Source organism: Microbacterium aurugineum (assembly GCF_023101205.1).
Taxonomy (GTDB): Bacteria; Actinomycetota; Actinomycetes; order Actinomycetales; family Microbacteriaceae; genus Microbacterium; species Microbacterium aurugineum.
The window spans coordinates 1273408-1289061 of the sequence record NZ_CP078078.1 but is presented as its reverse complement, the minus strand read 5'-3'; the positions used below and the strand labels follow the sequence as shown (position 1 = coordinate 1289061).

Here is a 15654-nt window from a genome sequence, read left to right as displayed (position 1 = left end):
TCTCCATGCGCGGCTCTCGCCGACTATCCGAACTTGGGAAGGAGCTCGTCCATCGGGACAGTGGACGGCATCACGCGATAGGTCTTCATCACCTGCGTCATCGCCTTCTGGAAGGCGGATGCGGTGGCCGCGGACGATACAACCTTAGTCGGCTCGTCCAGGGTGACCACGACGACGTACTGCGGATCGTCCACCGGGGCGAACCCCACCATGCTGGTGTAGTAGACGCCGGCCTTGTAGCCGCCGTTGCCGTCGGACACCTGCGCGGTACCGGTCTTGCTGGTCACGCGGTAGCCCGGGACCTGGATGCGGTCCGCGTTGCCGCCCTGCACCGCCACGTTCTCCAGCATGCGCGTCAGCTCGGCCGCGGTCTGCTTCTTGATGATCTGCTCATGCTTCGGCGCCTCGGACTTCACGACGGTGCCGTCCTCGGCCGTGCACGATTCGACGAGGGAGAGATCGATCTTCTCCCCGCCGTTGGCGATCGCCTGGTAAGCACCGGCGAGTTGCGGCGCCGTCACCGTGAAGTACTGGCCGAACGTCGTCGTGTAGAGGGACTGACTGTCCCAGTCGCTGACCGGGTGGAGGATGCCGCCGACCTCCGAGGGGAAGTCGAGCGTCTTCTGGCCGACTCCGAACCTCTCGAGGTAGTCGTAGCGCACGTCCGGGGAGACCATGGTGCCGAACTTCGACAGCGCCACGTTCGACGAATCGATGAGCCCACCGGCGAGCGTGTAGTTGTAGGCGGGGTGACTGAACGCGTCGTTCACGACGGCCCCGTTGGGGAACGTCTCCCGCGACGACGCGGTGACCGTGCTCCGCGGCGTGAGGCCCGCGCCCTCGATGACGGCGGCGGCCGTGATCGCCTTGAACGTGGATCCCGGCTCGAAGTCCTTGTGGAAGATCTGGCTGTACCGGGTCTCCGGCGTCGAGGAGTCCAGATCGTTGGGGTCCATCGAGGGCCATTCGGCTGCCGCGCGGATCTTGCCGGTCTTGACCTCGACGACCGTGACGGTACCGCCCTTGGCGCCCTGCTTCTGCGCCTCCTCACCGATCATCTGCTGCAGATACCACTGGAGGTCGCTGTTGATGGTGAGCTCCACGGAACCGCCGTCGACGGCCTCCACCGTGCGTTCACTGCCGGGGATCACCACGCCGTTCGATCCCCTGCGGTACGACTCCTCGCCGTCGATGGGTGCGAGGCACTTCTCACTCAGCTGCTCGATCCCGGCCTGCGCCTTCCCCGATCCGTCCAGGAAGCCGAGGATGTTCCCGGCGACCGCACCGTTCGGATAGACGCGGGTCTCCCTGCCCGCCATGTGGAGGTAGGCGAGCTTCAGGTCGCGCAGTTCGATGTACTGCTCCGTGGTGAGCGAATTCTTGAGCGGCGCGTACTGACTCTGCGAGTTCTCTGCGAGCGCGTCCGACACCAGGGCACGCACCTCATCGCCGGTCTGCCCGGTGATCGCGGCGATCTTCTCGGACGCTTCGGCCCACGGCACCTGGGGATCCTTCTCCTCCAGCTGCATGATGACCTTCGGATTCAGCTGCGCGTCGTAGACCAGCACGCTCGATGCGAGCACGGTGCCCCCCGCGTCGACGATCGATCCGCGTCGGCCGGGGATCGTGTCCCCCGCGCCGATCTTGGTGAGGGACTGCGCGACGTGCTCGTCGGCGCTCACGACCTGGATGTCGATCAGGCGTACGACGAAAGCCGCCAACACGGAGAGGATGACGGCGAGGGCGACGACGGTCCGTCGCCGAGGACCGCGGGTTGCTCGTGTCGTCATGCGATCTCTCCATCGGTCATTTCGTGCGGGTCAGTGCGTGGTGGGACTCGGGAGCCCGTCGGTGATGGCCGGCGGAAGGTCCGGCGTCGTCTGGGCCGTGTCGCCGTCGTCGGTCACGGTCTCCGCCGGCGGCGGTTCCACGATCAGGGAGTTGGCCACAGCCGCCGCGCCGTCGGGGTTGACGGTCGAGATCCCCTCCGCGCCGGCTCCGGTGCCGAAGAGCGCTCCGTCGCTGAGCCGCAGGTACGAGGGAGAACCGGCGACGACCATGCCGAGATCGGCAGCGCTGCTGGCGAGCACCTGCGGCGAGCTGAGGCCGGTGAGCTCTTCCTGCAAGGCGTGGGACCGGAGATCCAGTTCACGCTGCTGCGAGGAGAGCGCGGCCAAGGTGAACGAATCCTGGGTGATCGCGAGCGAAAACCCCACCTGTGCCGCACCGATCGCCAGGGCCCCACCCAGGGCGACGAGCGCGTACGCGAGCTTCGGCTTGCGACGGACCGCCGGCCGTGTGACGGGCTGCAACCGCCTCTGCGGCTCGCGGGTCGGGGTGAGGGGCGTCGCGGGCTTGCGGACCACCGCGTTCAGACTCATGCGCTCTCCCGCAGTTTCTCGGCGGCGCGCAGCCGCACCGGGATCGCCCGGGGGTTGCGCGCGCGTTCGTCGTCGCCGGCGAGTTCCGCGCCCTTGGTGAGGATGCGGAACCGCGGAGCATGTTCGGGCAGTTCCACCGGAAGCCCGGCCGGCGCTGTCGAGGCCGACGCCGCGGCGAAGGCCTGCTTGACGAGCCGGTCCTCGAGCGACTGGTACGACATCACCACGATGCGTCCGCCGACATCGAGCGCATCCATCGCTGACGGGATCGCGTCGGCCAGCACGTTGAGCTCGGTGTTCACCTCGATGCGCAGGGCCTGGAACACGCGCTTGGCCGGATGCCCGGCACGCTGTGCGGCAGCGGGAGTCGCCGCGATCAGGATCTCGACGAGCTCGCCGGAGCGGGTGATCGGCTGCTTCTGACGCGCCTCGATGATGAAGCGCGCGTAGCGACCGGCGAGCTTCTCCTCCCCGTACCGCTCGAAGATGCGGCGCAGGTTGCCTTCGCTGTACGTCGCGATGACATCGGCAGCGGTGACGCCCTTGGTCTGGTCCATGCGCATGTCGAGAGGAGCATCCTTCGAGTATGCGAATCCGCGCTCGGCCTCGTCGAGTTGGAGGGAGGAGACCCCGAGGTCGAAGAGGATCCCTGCCGCGCCCTGCGCGTGCAGTCCGATCTCGTCGTACACCGTGTGCACCAGCGTGACGCGGTCCCCGAAGCGGGCGAGCCGCTCCCCCGCGATGCGCAGCGCGTCGGTGTCGCGGTCGAGCCCGATCAGTCGGATGTTCGGAAAACGCTCGAGCAGAGCTTCGGAGTGGCCGCCCATACCGAGCGTGGCGTCCACGAGCACCGCTCCGTCCGCGTGAAGGGCGGGAGCGAGCAACTCGACGCAGCGGTCGAGCAGGACGGGGGTGTGGATGTCTCGGAGGTTCATGATCTTTCTCGGGGTGACCATCGGCTCTGATCCCCCTCCGCTTCTCGACCCGGCACCGGGGAAGTGTGTCGGGGCGGGAGCGGCGGGGCATCACAGCCGTGGTCAGAAGAGTCCCGGAATCACCTCCTGCTCGAGGTCGGAGTAGGTCTCCTCACCAGCGGCGAGGTAGGCGTTCCAGCTCTCCGCGTCCCAGATCTCGGCGTGGGCGCCGACTCCGGTGACGATGAGCTCCTTCTGCAGCCCTGCGTACTGACGCAGGTGCGCGGGGATGGTGATGCGGTTCTGACTGTCGGGCATCTCCGCACTCGCACCGGAGAGGAACAGACGCATGAAGTCACGCGCCTGCTTGTTGGCGAGCGGAGCCTGGCGGATCCGCTCGTGCATCGCCTCGAACTCGGCCGTGCTGAACACGTAGAGGCACCGCTCCTGGCCGCGGGTGACGACGATGCCGCCACCGAGGTCCTCGCGGAACTTCGCAGGAAGGATGACCCGTCCTTTGTCGTCCAGCTTCGGAGAGTGCGTACCCAGCAACATCGGCCATCACCCCCTCTGCGTCCGGCCAACTCCAGGTGCGCCCCACTTTACTCCACTTTCCTCCACTTACCTACGACCAATCCAGGAAATCACGGGTCACGAGCAAAAGGGCATGCCGAAATCCCGCGGAATTCCGCGGTGGAGTGAAGTGGAGGCTCAGTGGAGGAGCGTGGCGGCCCGCGCGTTAACGACAGAAGCCCGGATGCTCAGCATCCGGGCTTCTGTCGTGAGAAGTGAGTGGGGGTGTCAGTGACCGTCCTGCCGACGATCCCAGCGGTCGTTCATACGGTCCATGAACGAGGCCGAATCCTGCCGCTTCGCCGCAGAGCGTTCCCGAGGCTGCACAGGAGCCGTGCGCCGCACGGGCGTGACGGCCACGATGACACCGGCGAGCATCGCCACGAATCCGATCACGCCGACCACGATGCCCCATACGCCGCCGAGGATGACGCCGGCCACGAGGCCGCCGACACCGGCGAGGAGAAGGAGAGCACCGTAGACCAGATTTCGGTAGCTCAGTGCGCGATCGCCGGACGGCGCGCTCACGACGTCGGCATCATTGTGAAGGAGATGGCGTTCCATCTCGTCGAGCAGACGCTGCTCCTGTTCGGAGAGTGGCATTTCGTCCCCCTCGGGTATCGTGCCTCCCATTCTACGCGCGCGGAGGCGTCCGGGGCTAGCAGTTCGACGTCCCCTTGCTTTACGTATGCTGGGAGTCGTGTCGTCCTCCTCCCCCGTCCCCGGCGCGGTCGCCGCTCGCCTCGACCGCTTCCTCGCACGGATGCGCGACGAATCCGCCGACTACGGCCCGGACGCCGTCTCCTTTCTCGATGCCGCGGCCGGCACCCTCGAAGGAGGGAAGAGACTGCGCGCCCGGTTCTGCCACGCCGGCTGGCGCGCCGTCGCACGCTTCCACGAGCGTGACGCGGCAGAGACCGAGGCGCTCTGGGACGTGTGCGCCGCGTTGGAGATCTTCCAATCCGCGGCTCTCGTGCACGACGATCTGATCGACAACTCCGACACCCGTCGCGGGAGGCCTGCGGCCCATCGCGCGCTCCAGACGTCGCACGACGAAGCCGGGTGGTCGGGAGATGCCGAGTCGTTCGGCCGCGCCTCCGCGATTCTTCTCGGCGACCTTCTCGTCGCCTGGAGCGATGATCTGCTCGAGGCCGCGCTGGACGACCAGCCGCACGCGCGCGCCGTGCGCTCCGAGTACGCCCGGATGCGCCGGGACGTGACCACGGGGCAGTTCCTCGACATCGCCGAGGAGTCGGCCTGGAGTGTCAACGACGGAGCCCTCCACGCCGATCGGGCGCTGCGGGTGGCATCTCTCAAGTCGGCCAGATACAGCATCGAGCAGCCACTGGTCCTCGGCGGCGCACTCGCCGGCGCCGACGCCGATCAACTGGACGCGCTTCGCCGTTTCGGTCACCCGATCGGGATGGCCTTCCAGCTGCGCGACGACGTGCTCGGAGTGTTCGGCGACGCCTCCGTCACCGGGAAACCGGCCGGTGACGACCTTCGGGAAGGCAAGCGCACGGTTCTGATCGCTCTCACGCGGCAGGCGCTCGACACCTCAGCGAGGAACCTGCTCGACGAGATGCTCGGAGACGTCGAGCTGACACCGCAGCAGGTGACCTCCTTGCAGGCGACGATCACCGACTCGGGTGCGCTCGCTCAGGTCGAGACCATGATCGCGGACTACGCCCGGGACGCCGACCGCGCCCTCTCGGGCGCCCGGCTCGACAACGCCGCGGTCGGCGAACTGCGTGAACTCGCACGCGCAGCGACGGTCCGTTCCGCCTGACCCGACGGACCCCTCAGGCGAGAGTGCGTGCGAGTCGACGCACAGCGCTCTTGTGCCCCGCCAGCAGTGCGTCGATCGGCGAACGCCCCAGGCTCTCCTCGTCCGCGAGCAGCCAGTCGATCAGCTCGTCGTCGGTGAAGCCCGCATCCTGGAGCACGATGATCGTTCCCCGCAAGGAGCTCAGTGGACGCCCGTCGACGATGAACACCGCCGGCACGGCGAAGGTGCCGGTGCGACGGGACCCGACCAGGTAGTGCTCGTCGATCAGACGGCGCACGCGACCGAGCGGCTCGTCGAGCACCTCGACGAGGTCGGGCATCGTCAGCCACTCGACGGCAGCGGCGGCAGGGGTTCCAGCAACGTTCTCAGACACGTTGCCCACTATCTCATCTCCGCCGGGATGCCGCATATCGACCCATCAGCCCCATGCGTCACTTCCGTCACTTCTGTTGACTTCCGTTTACATCCGTGTCAGCGTGAAGTGCTCGAAAAGGGGGCTCGCCTTGGGAATCAAGACCGCCACGCGTCGAACGCGCAACCTGCAGCTCGGACTGCCTGCGGCCGTCCTGGGGGCTCTGGCCGCCACGCTCACCAGCGCTCCCGCCGACGCCGCCTCGACGACGACGACGGACTTCTCGCCGATCGAGCGCCCGCGCAGCGTGCCCGTGCGCACAGTACCCGCCCAGTCCGCACCGTCGAACTATGTCGTCCAGCCCGGTGACACCGTCTCGGCGATCGCCTCACGCTTCGGGCTCCGCACGGTCGACGTGCTGTCCTGGAACGGGCTCTCGTGGCGTTCGGTCATCTACCCGGGCCAGACCCTGACCCTGCAGGCGTCGGCCGCACCGGCCGTCGCGCCGGCGCCGGCTCCGACGGCGACCTCGACATCGCATCAGGTCGTCGCCGGCGACACCGTGTACGCGATCGCCCGGAAGTACGGCACCACCGTGGATGCCGTGCTCGCTGCGAACGGGCTGACACGCGCTTCGGTGATCTATCCGGGACAGCGCCTCGTCGTCTCCGGCTCCGCTGCGCCGCAGGCGGCCGCCGCGCCGGCTGCCACGCCTGCCACTCCCCCTGCATCCGCGGCGGCCCACACCGTCGTCGCGGGTGACACCCTGTTCGGCATCGCGCAGAAGTACGGGACCACCACCCACGCGCTGTTCACCCTGAACGGACTCGGCCCGTCATCGATCATCTACCCCGGTCAGCGACTCGCCGTGCAGGCCGCCCCTGCCCCTGCGGCGTCGAGCACCGCCACGACCGGCGGGCAGCGCTCCACGAGCCTCACCGCCGAGCAGGCGTCGAACGCCGCCCTCATCATCCGCATCGGCCGCGAGCTCGGTGTGAGCGATCGCGCCATCGCTCTGGCACTCGCGACCGGCATGGTCGAGTCGGGACTCCGCAACCTCGACTGGGGCGACCGCGATTCACTCGGGATCTTCCAACAACGCCCGAGCACCGGATGGGGAACGCCCGCGCAGATCATGGACGCGGACCGCAGCACGCGAGTGTTCTTCGGTGGTCAGCACGATCCGAACGGGCAGGCGACGCGAGGGCTCCTCGACATCCCCGGCTGGGAGAGCATGCCGTTCACCTCGGCCGCTCAGGCCGTGCAGATCTCGGCCTATCCCGACCGATACGGCCAATGGGAGACGCAAGCTTATGCCTGGCTCGCGCTCTACGGGTGACGACATCCGGAAAACCGACACCGCCGAGAGGTGAGCCGCTCCCCTGACTTTCAGGCAGTCCTCCATAGAATTCTGACGTGACGACCAATCAGCAGGCCGACCCCCTCATCGGGCGGCTTGTCGACGGCCGCTACCGTGTGCGTGCTCGCATCGCCCGTGGCGGGATGGCGACGGTGTACGTCGCCACCGACCTTCGGCTGGAGCGGCGCATCGCCCTCAAGGTGATGCATGCGCACCTCAGCGATGACTCCGCGTTCCAGAGCCGCTTCATCCAGGAAGCCCGCGCGGCCGCCCGCCTGGCGGATCCGCACGTGGTCAACGTCTTCGACCAGGGGCAGGACGGCGAGCTCGCCTACCTCGTGATGGAGTACCTCCCCGGGATCACTCTGCGCGAGCTGCTGCGCGAGCAGAAGCGCCTCACCATCCCGCAGACCATCACGATCATGGATGCGATCCTGGCCGGGCTCTCCGCCGCGCACCGGGCCGGCATCGTGCACCGTGACGTCAAGCCGGAGAACGTGCTCCTCGCGGAGGACGGACGCATCAAGATCGGCGACTTCGGCCTCGCCAGAGCGACCACGGCGAACACGGCGACCGGGCAGCAGCTGCTCGGGACCATCGCGTACCTCGCGCCTGAACTGGTCACCCGAGGCACGGCCGACGCGCGCAGCGACATCTACGCGCTCGGCATCATGCTCTACGAGATGCTCGTGGGTGAGCAGCCGTACAAGGGCGAGCAGCCGATGCAGATCGCCTTCCAGCACGCCACGGAATCCGTCCCGCGTCCGAGCGTCCGCAATCCCGCGGTGCCGGAGCAGCTCGACGAGCTCGTGCTCTGGGCGACCGAGAAGTCGCCGGACGAGCGCCCGGACGACGCCCAGCAGATGCTCGAGCGTCTGCGTGAGATCGAACGCGAACTCGGCATCACCCCGATGGCCGCCCGCGCGACCGCTCCGCAGCACAGCCCCGGCGACTCCGGCGACCTCACCAAGGTGATGCCGAGCACGATGGTGATCGCGGATCCTGCCGCCCCCGTGGCCGCCCCGATCGACAACGCGACGCTCCTTCGACGGCGTGCGTCGAAGCGGCGCGCGCGCGGCGCCTTCCTCCTCACGCTGGTGCTGCTGCTGGCCGTGCTCGCGGGTGGCGTCGGCTGGTGGTTCGGCTCCGGCCCCGGGTCGCTCATCGCTGTGCCCAGCGTCGCCGGCAAGACCTACGACGACGCCGCGGCCGTGCTGGTGGATGCCGGCTTCGTCCCCACGCAGAAAAACGAGTTCTCCGTCGACATCGACGCCGGAACCGTGATCGAGACCGACCCCGGCGAAGGCACTCGGCTCGACAAAGGTGACGCCGTCACGGTGATCGTGTCCGCAGGCCCCGCCTCGCACGATCTCGAAAAGCTCAACGGACGAACGGAGCAGGACGCGCGCGACTATCTTGCCGGGGTCAACGTCAACGTCGACGACGAGACCCTCATCCTCTTCTCGAATGCCGACGCGGGCATCGTCATCAACGCCTACGTCACCCCGCGCGCAGGCGGTGACGCCTATGCCTGCGGTGACGGATGCACCGTCTTCGAAGACGACTCCGTGGAACTGTACGTCTCCGCGGGTGCTTTCCCCGACGTGTCCGGCATGTCGGTCGACGAGGCGACCTCGACCTTGACCGGAAAGGACCTGGTCGTCAACGAGGAGTCCCAGTACGCCTTCAGCAACGATGTCGCCAAGGACATCGTCATCGGCGTGGCGGACCGGGCTTCCGAGGGCAATTGGCGCCCCGGAGACACGGTGCAGCTGATCGTCTCGAAGGGACCCGAACTCTTCCCGGTCCCCGATGTCACGAACAGGACCCTGAACGAAGCGAAACAGATCCTCTCCGACAACGGCTTCACGGCGAGCTACGCGGCCTGGGGCGACCTGCCGGGGTTCGCGGAGATGGCCACGGTGACCGGCCAGGACCCGGGAGCGGACAAGTCACTGCCGCGAGGGGGCACGGTGAACCTCTCCATTCAGCTCACCGGCTGATCCCCCAGCCCACACGAGAGAGCCGCCCTCCCGAGGTTCGGGGAGGGCGGCTCTCTTCGTGACGCGAGGAGCAGATCAGCGCTTCTCGAGCTCCTCAGCCACCAGGAACGCGAGCTCCAGGGACTGCATGTGGTTCAGGCGCGGGTCGCACAGGCTCTCGTAACGCGTCGCGAGAGCCGCCTCGTCGATCTGCTCGGATCCACCCAGGCATTCCGTGACGTCGTCGCCGGTGAGCTCGACGTGGATGCCACCCGGGAACGTCCCGACTGCGCGGTGCGCCTCGAAGAAGCCGCGCACCTCGTCGACCACGTCGTCGAAGCGACGCGTCTTGTAGCCCGTCGGGGTGGTGATGCCGTTGCCGTGCATCGGGTCGGTGACCCACAGCGGCTGCGCACCGGAATCGCGGACCGCCTCCAGCAGGGGCGGCAGGGCGTCACGGATCTTGCCCGAGCCCATCCGCGTGATGAACGTGAGTCGGCCGGGCTCGCGGTCCGGGTCGAGCTTGTCGATCAGCTGGAGCGCCGTCTCGGGCGACGTCGTCGGTCCGAGCTTCACGCCGATGGGGTTGCGGATCTTGGAGAAGTAGTCGACGTGCGCGCCATCAAGCTCGCGGGTGCGCTCGCCGATCCAGAGGAAGTGAGCCGACGTGTTGTACGGAGTGTCCGTGCGCGAGTCGATACGCGTCATCGGTCGTTCGTAGTCCATCAGCAGGCCTTCGTGACCGGTGAAGAACTCGACGCGCTTCAGCTCGTCGAAGTCGGCGCCGGCCGCCTCCATGAACTTGATCGCGCGATCGATCTCGGCCGCCATGCGCTCGTAGCGCTGATTGGCGGGGTTCTGCGCGAAGCCCTTGTTCCACGAGTGCACCTCGCGGAGGTCGGCGAATCCACCCTGGGTGAACGCGCGGATCAGGTTCAGCGTCGACGCGGCCGTGTGGTACCCCTGGAGCAACCGACCCGGGTCGGCCGTACGAGAGCCCTCGGTGAAGTCGTAGCCGTTGACGATGTCGCCCCGGTACGCCGGCAACGTGACGTCGCCGCGCGTCTCGGAGTCGCTCGAGCGCGGCTTCGCGAACTGACCGGCCATACGGCCCATCTTGACGACCGGCATCGACGCGCCATAGGTGAGCACCACGGCCATCTGCAGCACCGTCTTGATGCGGTTGCGGATCTGCTCGGCCGTCGCGCCGGCGAAGGTCTCGGCGCAGTCGCCGCCCTGGAGCAGGAACGCCTGTCCCGAAGCCGCGCGGGCGAGCCGGTCGCGGAGGTTGTCGACCTCACCCGCGAAGACCAGCGGCGGGAGGGTTGCGATCTGGCGCGAGACGTCGGCGACGCGGTCCGCGTCGGGCCACTGCGGCTGCTGCTTGATGGGAAGCGAACGCCATGCATCAAGTGCTTCGATGTGGTGCGGGAGCATGCCTTCCAGCCTAGTGGTCGCAGGGACCACGCAGATGCGCGCGGGAGGCTATGTGACGCGGGTGGGGAGCCGGTCCTTGACCGTCGACGCGTAGACGTCTTCGTACTTCTGCTCACCGAGGCGCTGCAGGGCCACCATGATCTCGTCGGTGACGGAGCGGAGGATGTAGCGGTCGTTCTCCATCCCGGCGTAGCGGGAGAAGTCGAGAGGTTCCCCGATGACGATCCCGACGCGGACGATGCGCGGCAACCGCCGTCCGATCGGCATCGCCGTATCGGTGTCGACCATGATCACGGGGATCACCGGGACCTTGGCTTCGAGAGCCATACGGGCGATCCCCGTGCGGCCGCGGTACAGCGTGCCGTCGGGACTCCGCGTCCCCTCCGGGTAGATGCCCAGGAGGTCGCCTCCGCCGAGGACCTGGAGGCCCGTGTTCAGGGACGCCTCCGAAGCCTTCCCCCCGGAGCGGTCGATCGGGATCTGTCCGGTGGCTTTCATGAAGAACTTCGTGGACCATCCCTTCAGACCCCGGCCCGTGAAGTAGTCACTCTTGGCCAGGAACGACATCGACCGGTCGATCATGAGCGGAAGGAAGATGGAATCGGCGAAGGACAGATGGTTGCTGGCGAGGATCGCCGCACCGCTTGCGGGCACGTTCTTCCGCCCCACGATCCACGGTCGGAAGACCGCCTTGACCACGGGGCCGATCACCACGTACTTCATCAGCCAATAGAACATCGAGTGGAAGTCTAGCGCCGAGGGTCGCATCCACCCCGGTCTTGTCCACGGCGCTTCCGCGCGAGCGACCCAGTTTCACCCCGGACGCAACTCGGTTCCATGCCCTAGACTCGAAGCCACGCCCTGCCCGACCGGTACCGAAGGAGCTGCCGTGGTCCAGTTTGAAGTCCCTGCGATCGTCCCCGCCGACCCCGATGCGAACGTCGCCGACCTCCTGGTCAAGCGCGTCGAAGCCACTCCGGATCGCGCCCTCTTCTCCGTGCCGGAGGGCGACGGCTGGCGCGACATCTCCGCCGCCGATTTCCAGACGGCGGTCGTCGCCCTGGCGAAGGGCTTCGCCGCCGCCGGGATCCAGCCCGGTGAGAAGGTCGGCTTCCTGGCGCGCACCACGTACGAGTGGACGCTCATCGACTTCGCCCTCTTCTACGCCGGCGCCGTGATGGTGCCGATCTACGAGACGAGCTCGCCCTCGCAGATCCAGTGGATCCTCGAAGACTCGGGCGCGATCGCGCTGATCGTGGAGTCCCCCGAGCACTTCGCCCGCTTCGATGAGGTCCGCGGTGACCTGCCCCTGATCCGGGAGGTCTGGCAGCTGCACCTCGGAGCGATCGACACCCTCACCGCGCAGGGTGCGTCGGTGACGGACGGAGAGATCGAGCGCCGCCGCAGCCTCGCCGTCGGATCCGACATCGCGACGCTCATCTACACCTCCGGTTCGACCGGCCGCCCCAAGGGATGCGTGCTCACGCACAGCAACTTCGTCGAGCTCTCCCGGAACTCGGCCAAGGCCCTGGACGAGGTCGTGCAGACGCCCGGCGCGTCCACGTTGCTGTTCATCACGACCGCACACGTGTTCGCCCGCTTCATCTCCATCCTCGACGTCCACGCCGGCGTCCGCACCGGACACCAGCCTGACACCCGTCAGCTGCTGCCGGCGCTCGGTTCCTTCAAGCCGACCTTCCTCCTCGCGGTCCCGCGCGTCTTCGAGAAGGTCTACAACTCCGCGGAGCAGAAGGCGGAGGCGGGCGGCAAGGGCAAGATCTTCCGCTCGGCGGCCGACGTCGCCATCGAGCACTCGAAGCTGCTCGAGCAGGGCAAGAAGATCCCGCTCGGCATGAAGCTCAAGTTCGCGCTGTTCAACAAGCTCGTCTACAGCAAGCTCCGCGAGGCGATGGGCGGCAACGTCGTGTACGCCGTCTCGGGCTCCGCTCCCCTGGGCTCGCGCCTCGGCCACTTCTTCCACAGCCTGGGCGTCGTCATCCTCGAGGGTTACGGCCTCACCGAGACGACTGCCCCGGCGACGGTCAACCTGGCCGACAAGTCGAAGATCGGCACGGTCGGCCCTGCTCTCCCGGGTGTCGGACTGCGCCTCGCCGAGGACGGCGAGATCGAGGTCCGCGGCATCAACGTCTTCAAGGAGTACTGGAACAACCCCGAGGCGACGGCCGAGGCCTTCAGTGACGGCGGCTGGTTCCACACCGGCGACATCGGCAGCTTCGACTCCGAAGGCTTCCTCACGATCACCGGGCGCAAGAAGGAGATCATCGTCACCGCCGGAGGGAAGAACGTCGCTCCCGCTGCGCTCGAGGATCCGATCCGTGCGAACCCGATCATCGGGCAGGTCGTCGTGGTCGGTGACCAGCGTCCGTTCATCTCCGCTCTGATCACGCTCGACCCGGAGATGCTTCCGACCTGGCTCGCGAACAACGGCCTCGATGCCAAGATGTCGCTGGCGGATGCATCCACGAACGCCGCCGTCCGCGCCGAGGTGCAGCGGGCGGTCGACGCCGCGAACGACCGGGTGTCGCGCGCGGAGTCGATCCGGAAGTTCACGATCCTCGACTCCGAGTGGACGGAGGCCTCCGGCCACCTCACCCCGAAGCTCTCGATCAAGCGCAACGTCATCATGAACGACTTCGCCGACGAGATCGCCGCGATCTACGACGAGCCGGTCGCCACGACCAACGTCGCCATCGGCGGCTGACACCCCGGACAGCAAGAAGGGCCCCGCTCGCGCGGGGCCCTTCTTCGTGCGGTGGGAGTTCAGGCCGTCAGAACCAGACGCTCTCCCGCACCTCGCGCATGGCGACCTTGCGCGTCTCGGCATCGAGCCTTGTCAGGAAGAGCTTGCCGTCGAGATGGTCGGTCTCGTGCTGCAGAGCCTGCGCGAGGAGTCCTTCCCCCTCGAGCGCCACGGCATTGCCGTCGAGATCGATGCCCTCCACGCGTGCCCACGGATGCCGCAGTGCGTCGTGCCACAGTCCGGGTACCGAGAGGCATCCCTCGCCCGTCGGCTCCGGCTCCCCCCGCACTTCGGTGAGGACGGGATTGAGCACGTAGCCGATGTCGCCGTCGATGTTGTAGCTGAACGCACGCAGCGCGACGCCGATCTGCGGTGCGGCGACGCCGGCGCGACCCGGCAGCTCCACCGTGTCGACCAGGTCGGTCACGAGTGCGCGCACCCCCTCGTCGATCTCCTCGATCGGGGCACACACAGTGCGCAGGACGGGGTCGCCGAAGATGCGGATCTCTCGGACCGACATCAGGCGGCCCTGGCCCGCAGGCCCTCGACCAGGAGCGCCGCCAGCTCACGCGCAGCGATGCGGGTCTCCGGCAACAGGTTCGCGAAGACGATCGTCCCCCCTCCCGCGATCTGCGGGTCGTAGGGCACGCGGACGACGCTCCGCGCACGGGTGGCGAAGTGGGATTCCAGCTCGTTCAGACGCACCAACGGGGTTCCGGGCGTGGACTGGTTGAGGACGATGATCGCCTCACGCGCCTGCTCCGCGAAGCCGTTCGTCTCGAGCCAGGTGAGCGTCTCGGACGCCAGACGAGCCTCATCGACGCTCAATCCCGAGACGATGACGATCTGGTCCGCGAGGTCGAGCGTCGCCGACATCACGGAGTGGACAATCCCGGTGCCGGTGTCGGTCAGGACCAGCGAGTAGTAGTGGGCAGCCACGCCGGCCACGTCACGGTAGTCACTGTCGCTGAACGCCTCGGCGACGCGCGGATCGGAGTCGGAGGCGAGGACATCGAGACGGGTCGCATCGCGCGCGACGATGGCGGAGATGTCGTGGTAGCCCTTGACGTCATCGTGGATCCGGACCAGATCACGCACCGACTTGCTGTGATGCGGCCGCACGATGCGCTCCGCGAGGGTTCCTCGATCGGGGTTGGCATCGACGGCGATCACCCGGTCCTCGCGGGCGTCGGCGAGTGCCATCCCCAGCAGCGCGGTGATCGTCGTCTTGCCGACACCGCCTTTGCGGGAGAGCACCGGGACGAAGCGTGCACCGCCCGCGAGCGGAGCCGCGATCCTCGCCGAGAGCGCCTTGCGCTCCCGCGCGCGCCTGCCGTCGCCGATGTTGATCCGACGCCCGGAGATCGTGTACAGGAAGTGGCTCCACGCTCCCTCCGGTTCCGGCTTGGCCACCCGATGCGGATCGAGCAGTCTGTCGGCGGTGAGGAGATCCGCGGACTCGCGCGAGGACTCTCCCAGGTCGTCCAGACGCTTGGACGTCAGCGTCACGTCGGTGCGCGGTGTCGTGCGGGTGGACTGCGAGATGACGGTCTTCTTCTCCTCCGGAGCGGACACGGATCTGTTCTCCTTCTCGACGGATGTTCGTACGGGAGCAGATGTCGACGGAGACGGCGGCGCTTCCGCGCTCGCTCGTGCGAGGAATCGTGCCGCGGCGGCTGCCTCTTCGGCCTGGTGCCGCGCGTCGTCGGTGACTTCGACGACCGCAGGCGTCTCGGGGGTCTCGGGCTCGTCGACCACGACGGCATCGATGACCTTCTCCGAAGACGGCCGCACGATTCGAGGCGCCGCGACGGTGGGTGTCTCGACCGGACGGGCGTCGGACGCCGGCTCCTCGACGCGAGGCGGATCGATCACGAGCTCGCCGACGACCTCGCCGTCCACGACCCCGTCGTCGGCGAGGTCGTCGTCCTCGTCCTTCGGCAGCGTCACACTGACCTGCGCGGTCGCCCCGAGGATCCCGATGCCTGCCGTGTCGAGTGATGCGGCTTCGTCGAGCACCCCCAGCGGGTTATCCTCGGGGTCCGTGGTGTTCTTCGGTGTCACGATGTCGCTCCCAGCCTGTGCGGGCCCCGGGTACGCACATC

The 15654-nt window shown here is 67.8% G+C and carries 14 protein-coding genes; 4 read left to right on the top strand and 10 right to left on the bottom strand.

Annotation, left to right across the window (positions count from 1 at the left end):
- Positions 1-23: 23 nt before the first annotated feature.
- The 5 genes from KV397_RS06265 to KV397_RS06245 form a co-directional block, all read right to left on the bottom strand.
- Positions 24-1790: a peptidoglycan D,D-transpeptidase FtsI family protein gene (locus tag KV397_RS06265; protein ID WP_153244377.1), complete on the bottom strand. Its 1767-nt coding sequence runs from the start codon at positions 1788-1790 to the stop codon at positions 24-26.
- 30 nt (positions 1791-1820) lie between these two features.
- Entirely contained in the window at positions 1821-2381 is a 561-nt protein-coding gene (locus KV397_RS06260; RefSeq protein WP_134351543.1) for a hypothetical protein, read from the bottom strand.
- The gene (rsmH, locus tag KV397_RS06255) at positions 2378-3316 is read right to left on the bottom strand and encodes a 16S rRNA (cytosine(1402)-N(4))-methyltransferase RsmH (RefSeq protein ID WP_153244378.1); all 939 of its coding nucleotides are present in this window, start codon (positions 3314-3316) and stop codon (positions 2378-2380) included. The genes KV397_RS06260 and rsmH overlap by 4 nt, the downstream gene beginning before the upstream one ends.
- 102 nt (positions 3317-3418) lie before the next feature.
- The gene (gene mraZ / locus KV397_RS06250; protein ID WP_017830220.1) at positions 3419-3850 is read right to left on the bottom strand and encodes a division/cell wall cluster transcriptional repressor MraZ; all 432 of its coding nucleotides are present in this window, start codon (positions 3848-3850) and stop codon (positions 3419-3421) included.
- 246 nt (positions 3851-4096) lie between these two features.
- Positions 4097-4471 (bottom strand): DUF3040 domain-containing protein, encoded by a 375-nt coding sequence (locus tag KV397_RS06245; protein WP_131491291.1) that lies wholly within the window; start codon positions 4469-4471, stop codon positions 4097-4099.
- Positions 4472-4568: 97 nt separating this feature from the next.
- Here KV397_RS06245 and KV397_RS06240 point away from each other — a divergent pair, with 97 nt between their 5' ends.
- Positions 4569-5657, top strand: coding sequence for a polyprenyl synthetase family protein (locus tag KV397_RS06240; RefSeq protein ID WP_261812443.1), 1089 nt, complete (start codon positions 4569-4571; stop codon positions 5655-5657).
- A 13-nt stretch (positions 5658-5670) separates the two neighbouring features.
- Here KV397_RS06240 and KV397_RS06235 read toward each other — a convergent pair whose 3' ends face one another.
- Positions 5671-6039 carry an Rv2175c family DNA-binding protein gene (locus KV397_RS06235; RefSeq protein WP_323131586.1) on the bottom strand — a complete coding sequence of 123 codons (369 nt, stop codon included), beginning with the start codon at positions 6037-6039 and terminating at the stop codon, positions 5671-5673.
- Positions 6040-6160: 121 nt separating this feature from the next.
- Here KV397_RS06235 and KV397_RS06230 point away from each other — a divergent pair, with 121 nt between their 5' ends.
- Entirely contained in the window at positions 6161-7348 is a 1188-nt protein-coding gene (locus KV397_RS06230; protein ID WP_131491293.1) for a LysM peptidoglycan-binding domain-containing protein, read from the top strand.
- 77 nt (positions 7349-7425) lie between these two features.
- The gene (gene pknB, locus KV397_RS06225) at positions 7426-9372 is read left to right on the top strand and encodes a Stk1 family PASTA domain-containing Ser/Thr kinase (RefSeq protein ID WP_131491294.1); all 1947 of its coding nucleotides are present in this window, start codon (positions 7426-7428) and stop codon (positions 9370-9372) included.
- Positions 9373-9447: 75 nt separating this feature from the next.
- Here pknB and KV397_RS06220 read toward each other — a convergent pair whose 3' ends face one another.
- Positions 9448-10788 carry a class II 3-deoxy-7-phosphoheptulonate synthase gene (locus tag KV397_RS06220; RefSeq protein ID WP_131491295.1) on the bottom strand — a complete coding sequence of 447 codons (1341 nt, stop codon included), beginning with the start codon at positions 10786-10788 and terminating at the stop codon, positions 9448-9450.
- Between the two features lie 48 nt (positions 10789-10836).
- A complete protein-coding gene (locus tag KV397_RS06215) occupies positions 10837-11526 on the bottom strand; it encodes a lysophospholipid acyltransferase family protein (RefSeq protein WP_052193411.1) in 690 nt (229 codons plus the stop codon).
- A 151-nt stretch (positions 11527-11677) separates the two neighbouring features.
- Between KV397_RS06215 and KV397_RS06210 the strand changes: the two genes are divergently transcribed.
- The gene (locus KV397_RS06210; RefSeq protein ID WP_153244382.1) at positions 11678-13510 is read left to right on the top strand and encodes an AMP-dependent synthetase/ligase; all 1833 of its coding nucleotides are present in this window, start codon (positions 11678-11680) and stop codon (positions 13508-13510) included.
- Positions 13511-13577: 67 nt separating this feature from the next.
- Here the strand turns inward: KV397_RS06210 and KV397_RS06205 are convergent, their stop codons facing one another.
- Together KV397_RS06205 and KV397_RS06200 are read right to left on the bottom strand one after the other, a co-directional pair.
- Positions 13578-14069, bottom strand: coding sequence for a peptide deformylase (locus KV397_RS06205; RefSeq protein WP_153244383.1), 492 nt, complete (start codon positions 14067-14069; stop codon positions 13578-13580).
- Entirely contained in the window at positions 14069-15613 is a 1545-nt protein-coding gene (locus tag KV397_RS06200) for a MinD/ParA family ATP-binding protein (protein WP_261812442.1), read from the bottom strand. The genes KV397_RS06205 and KV397_RS06200 overlap by 1 nt, the downstream gene beginning before the upstream one ends.
- Between the last annotated feature and the right edge of the window lie 41 nt (positions 15614-15654).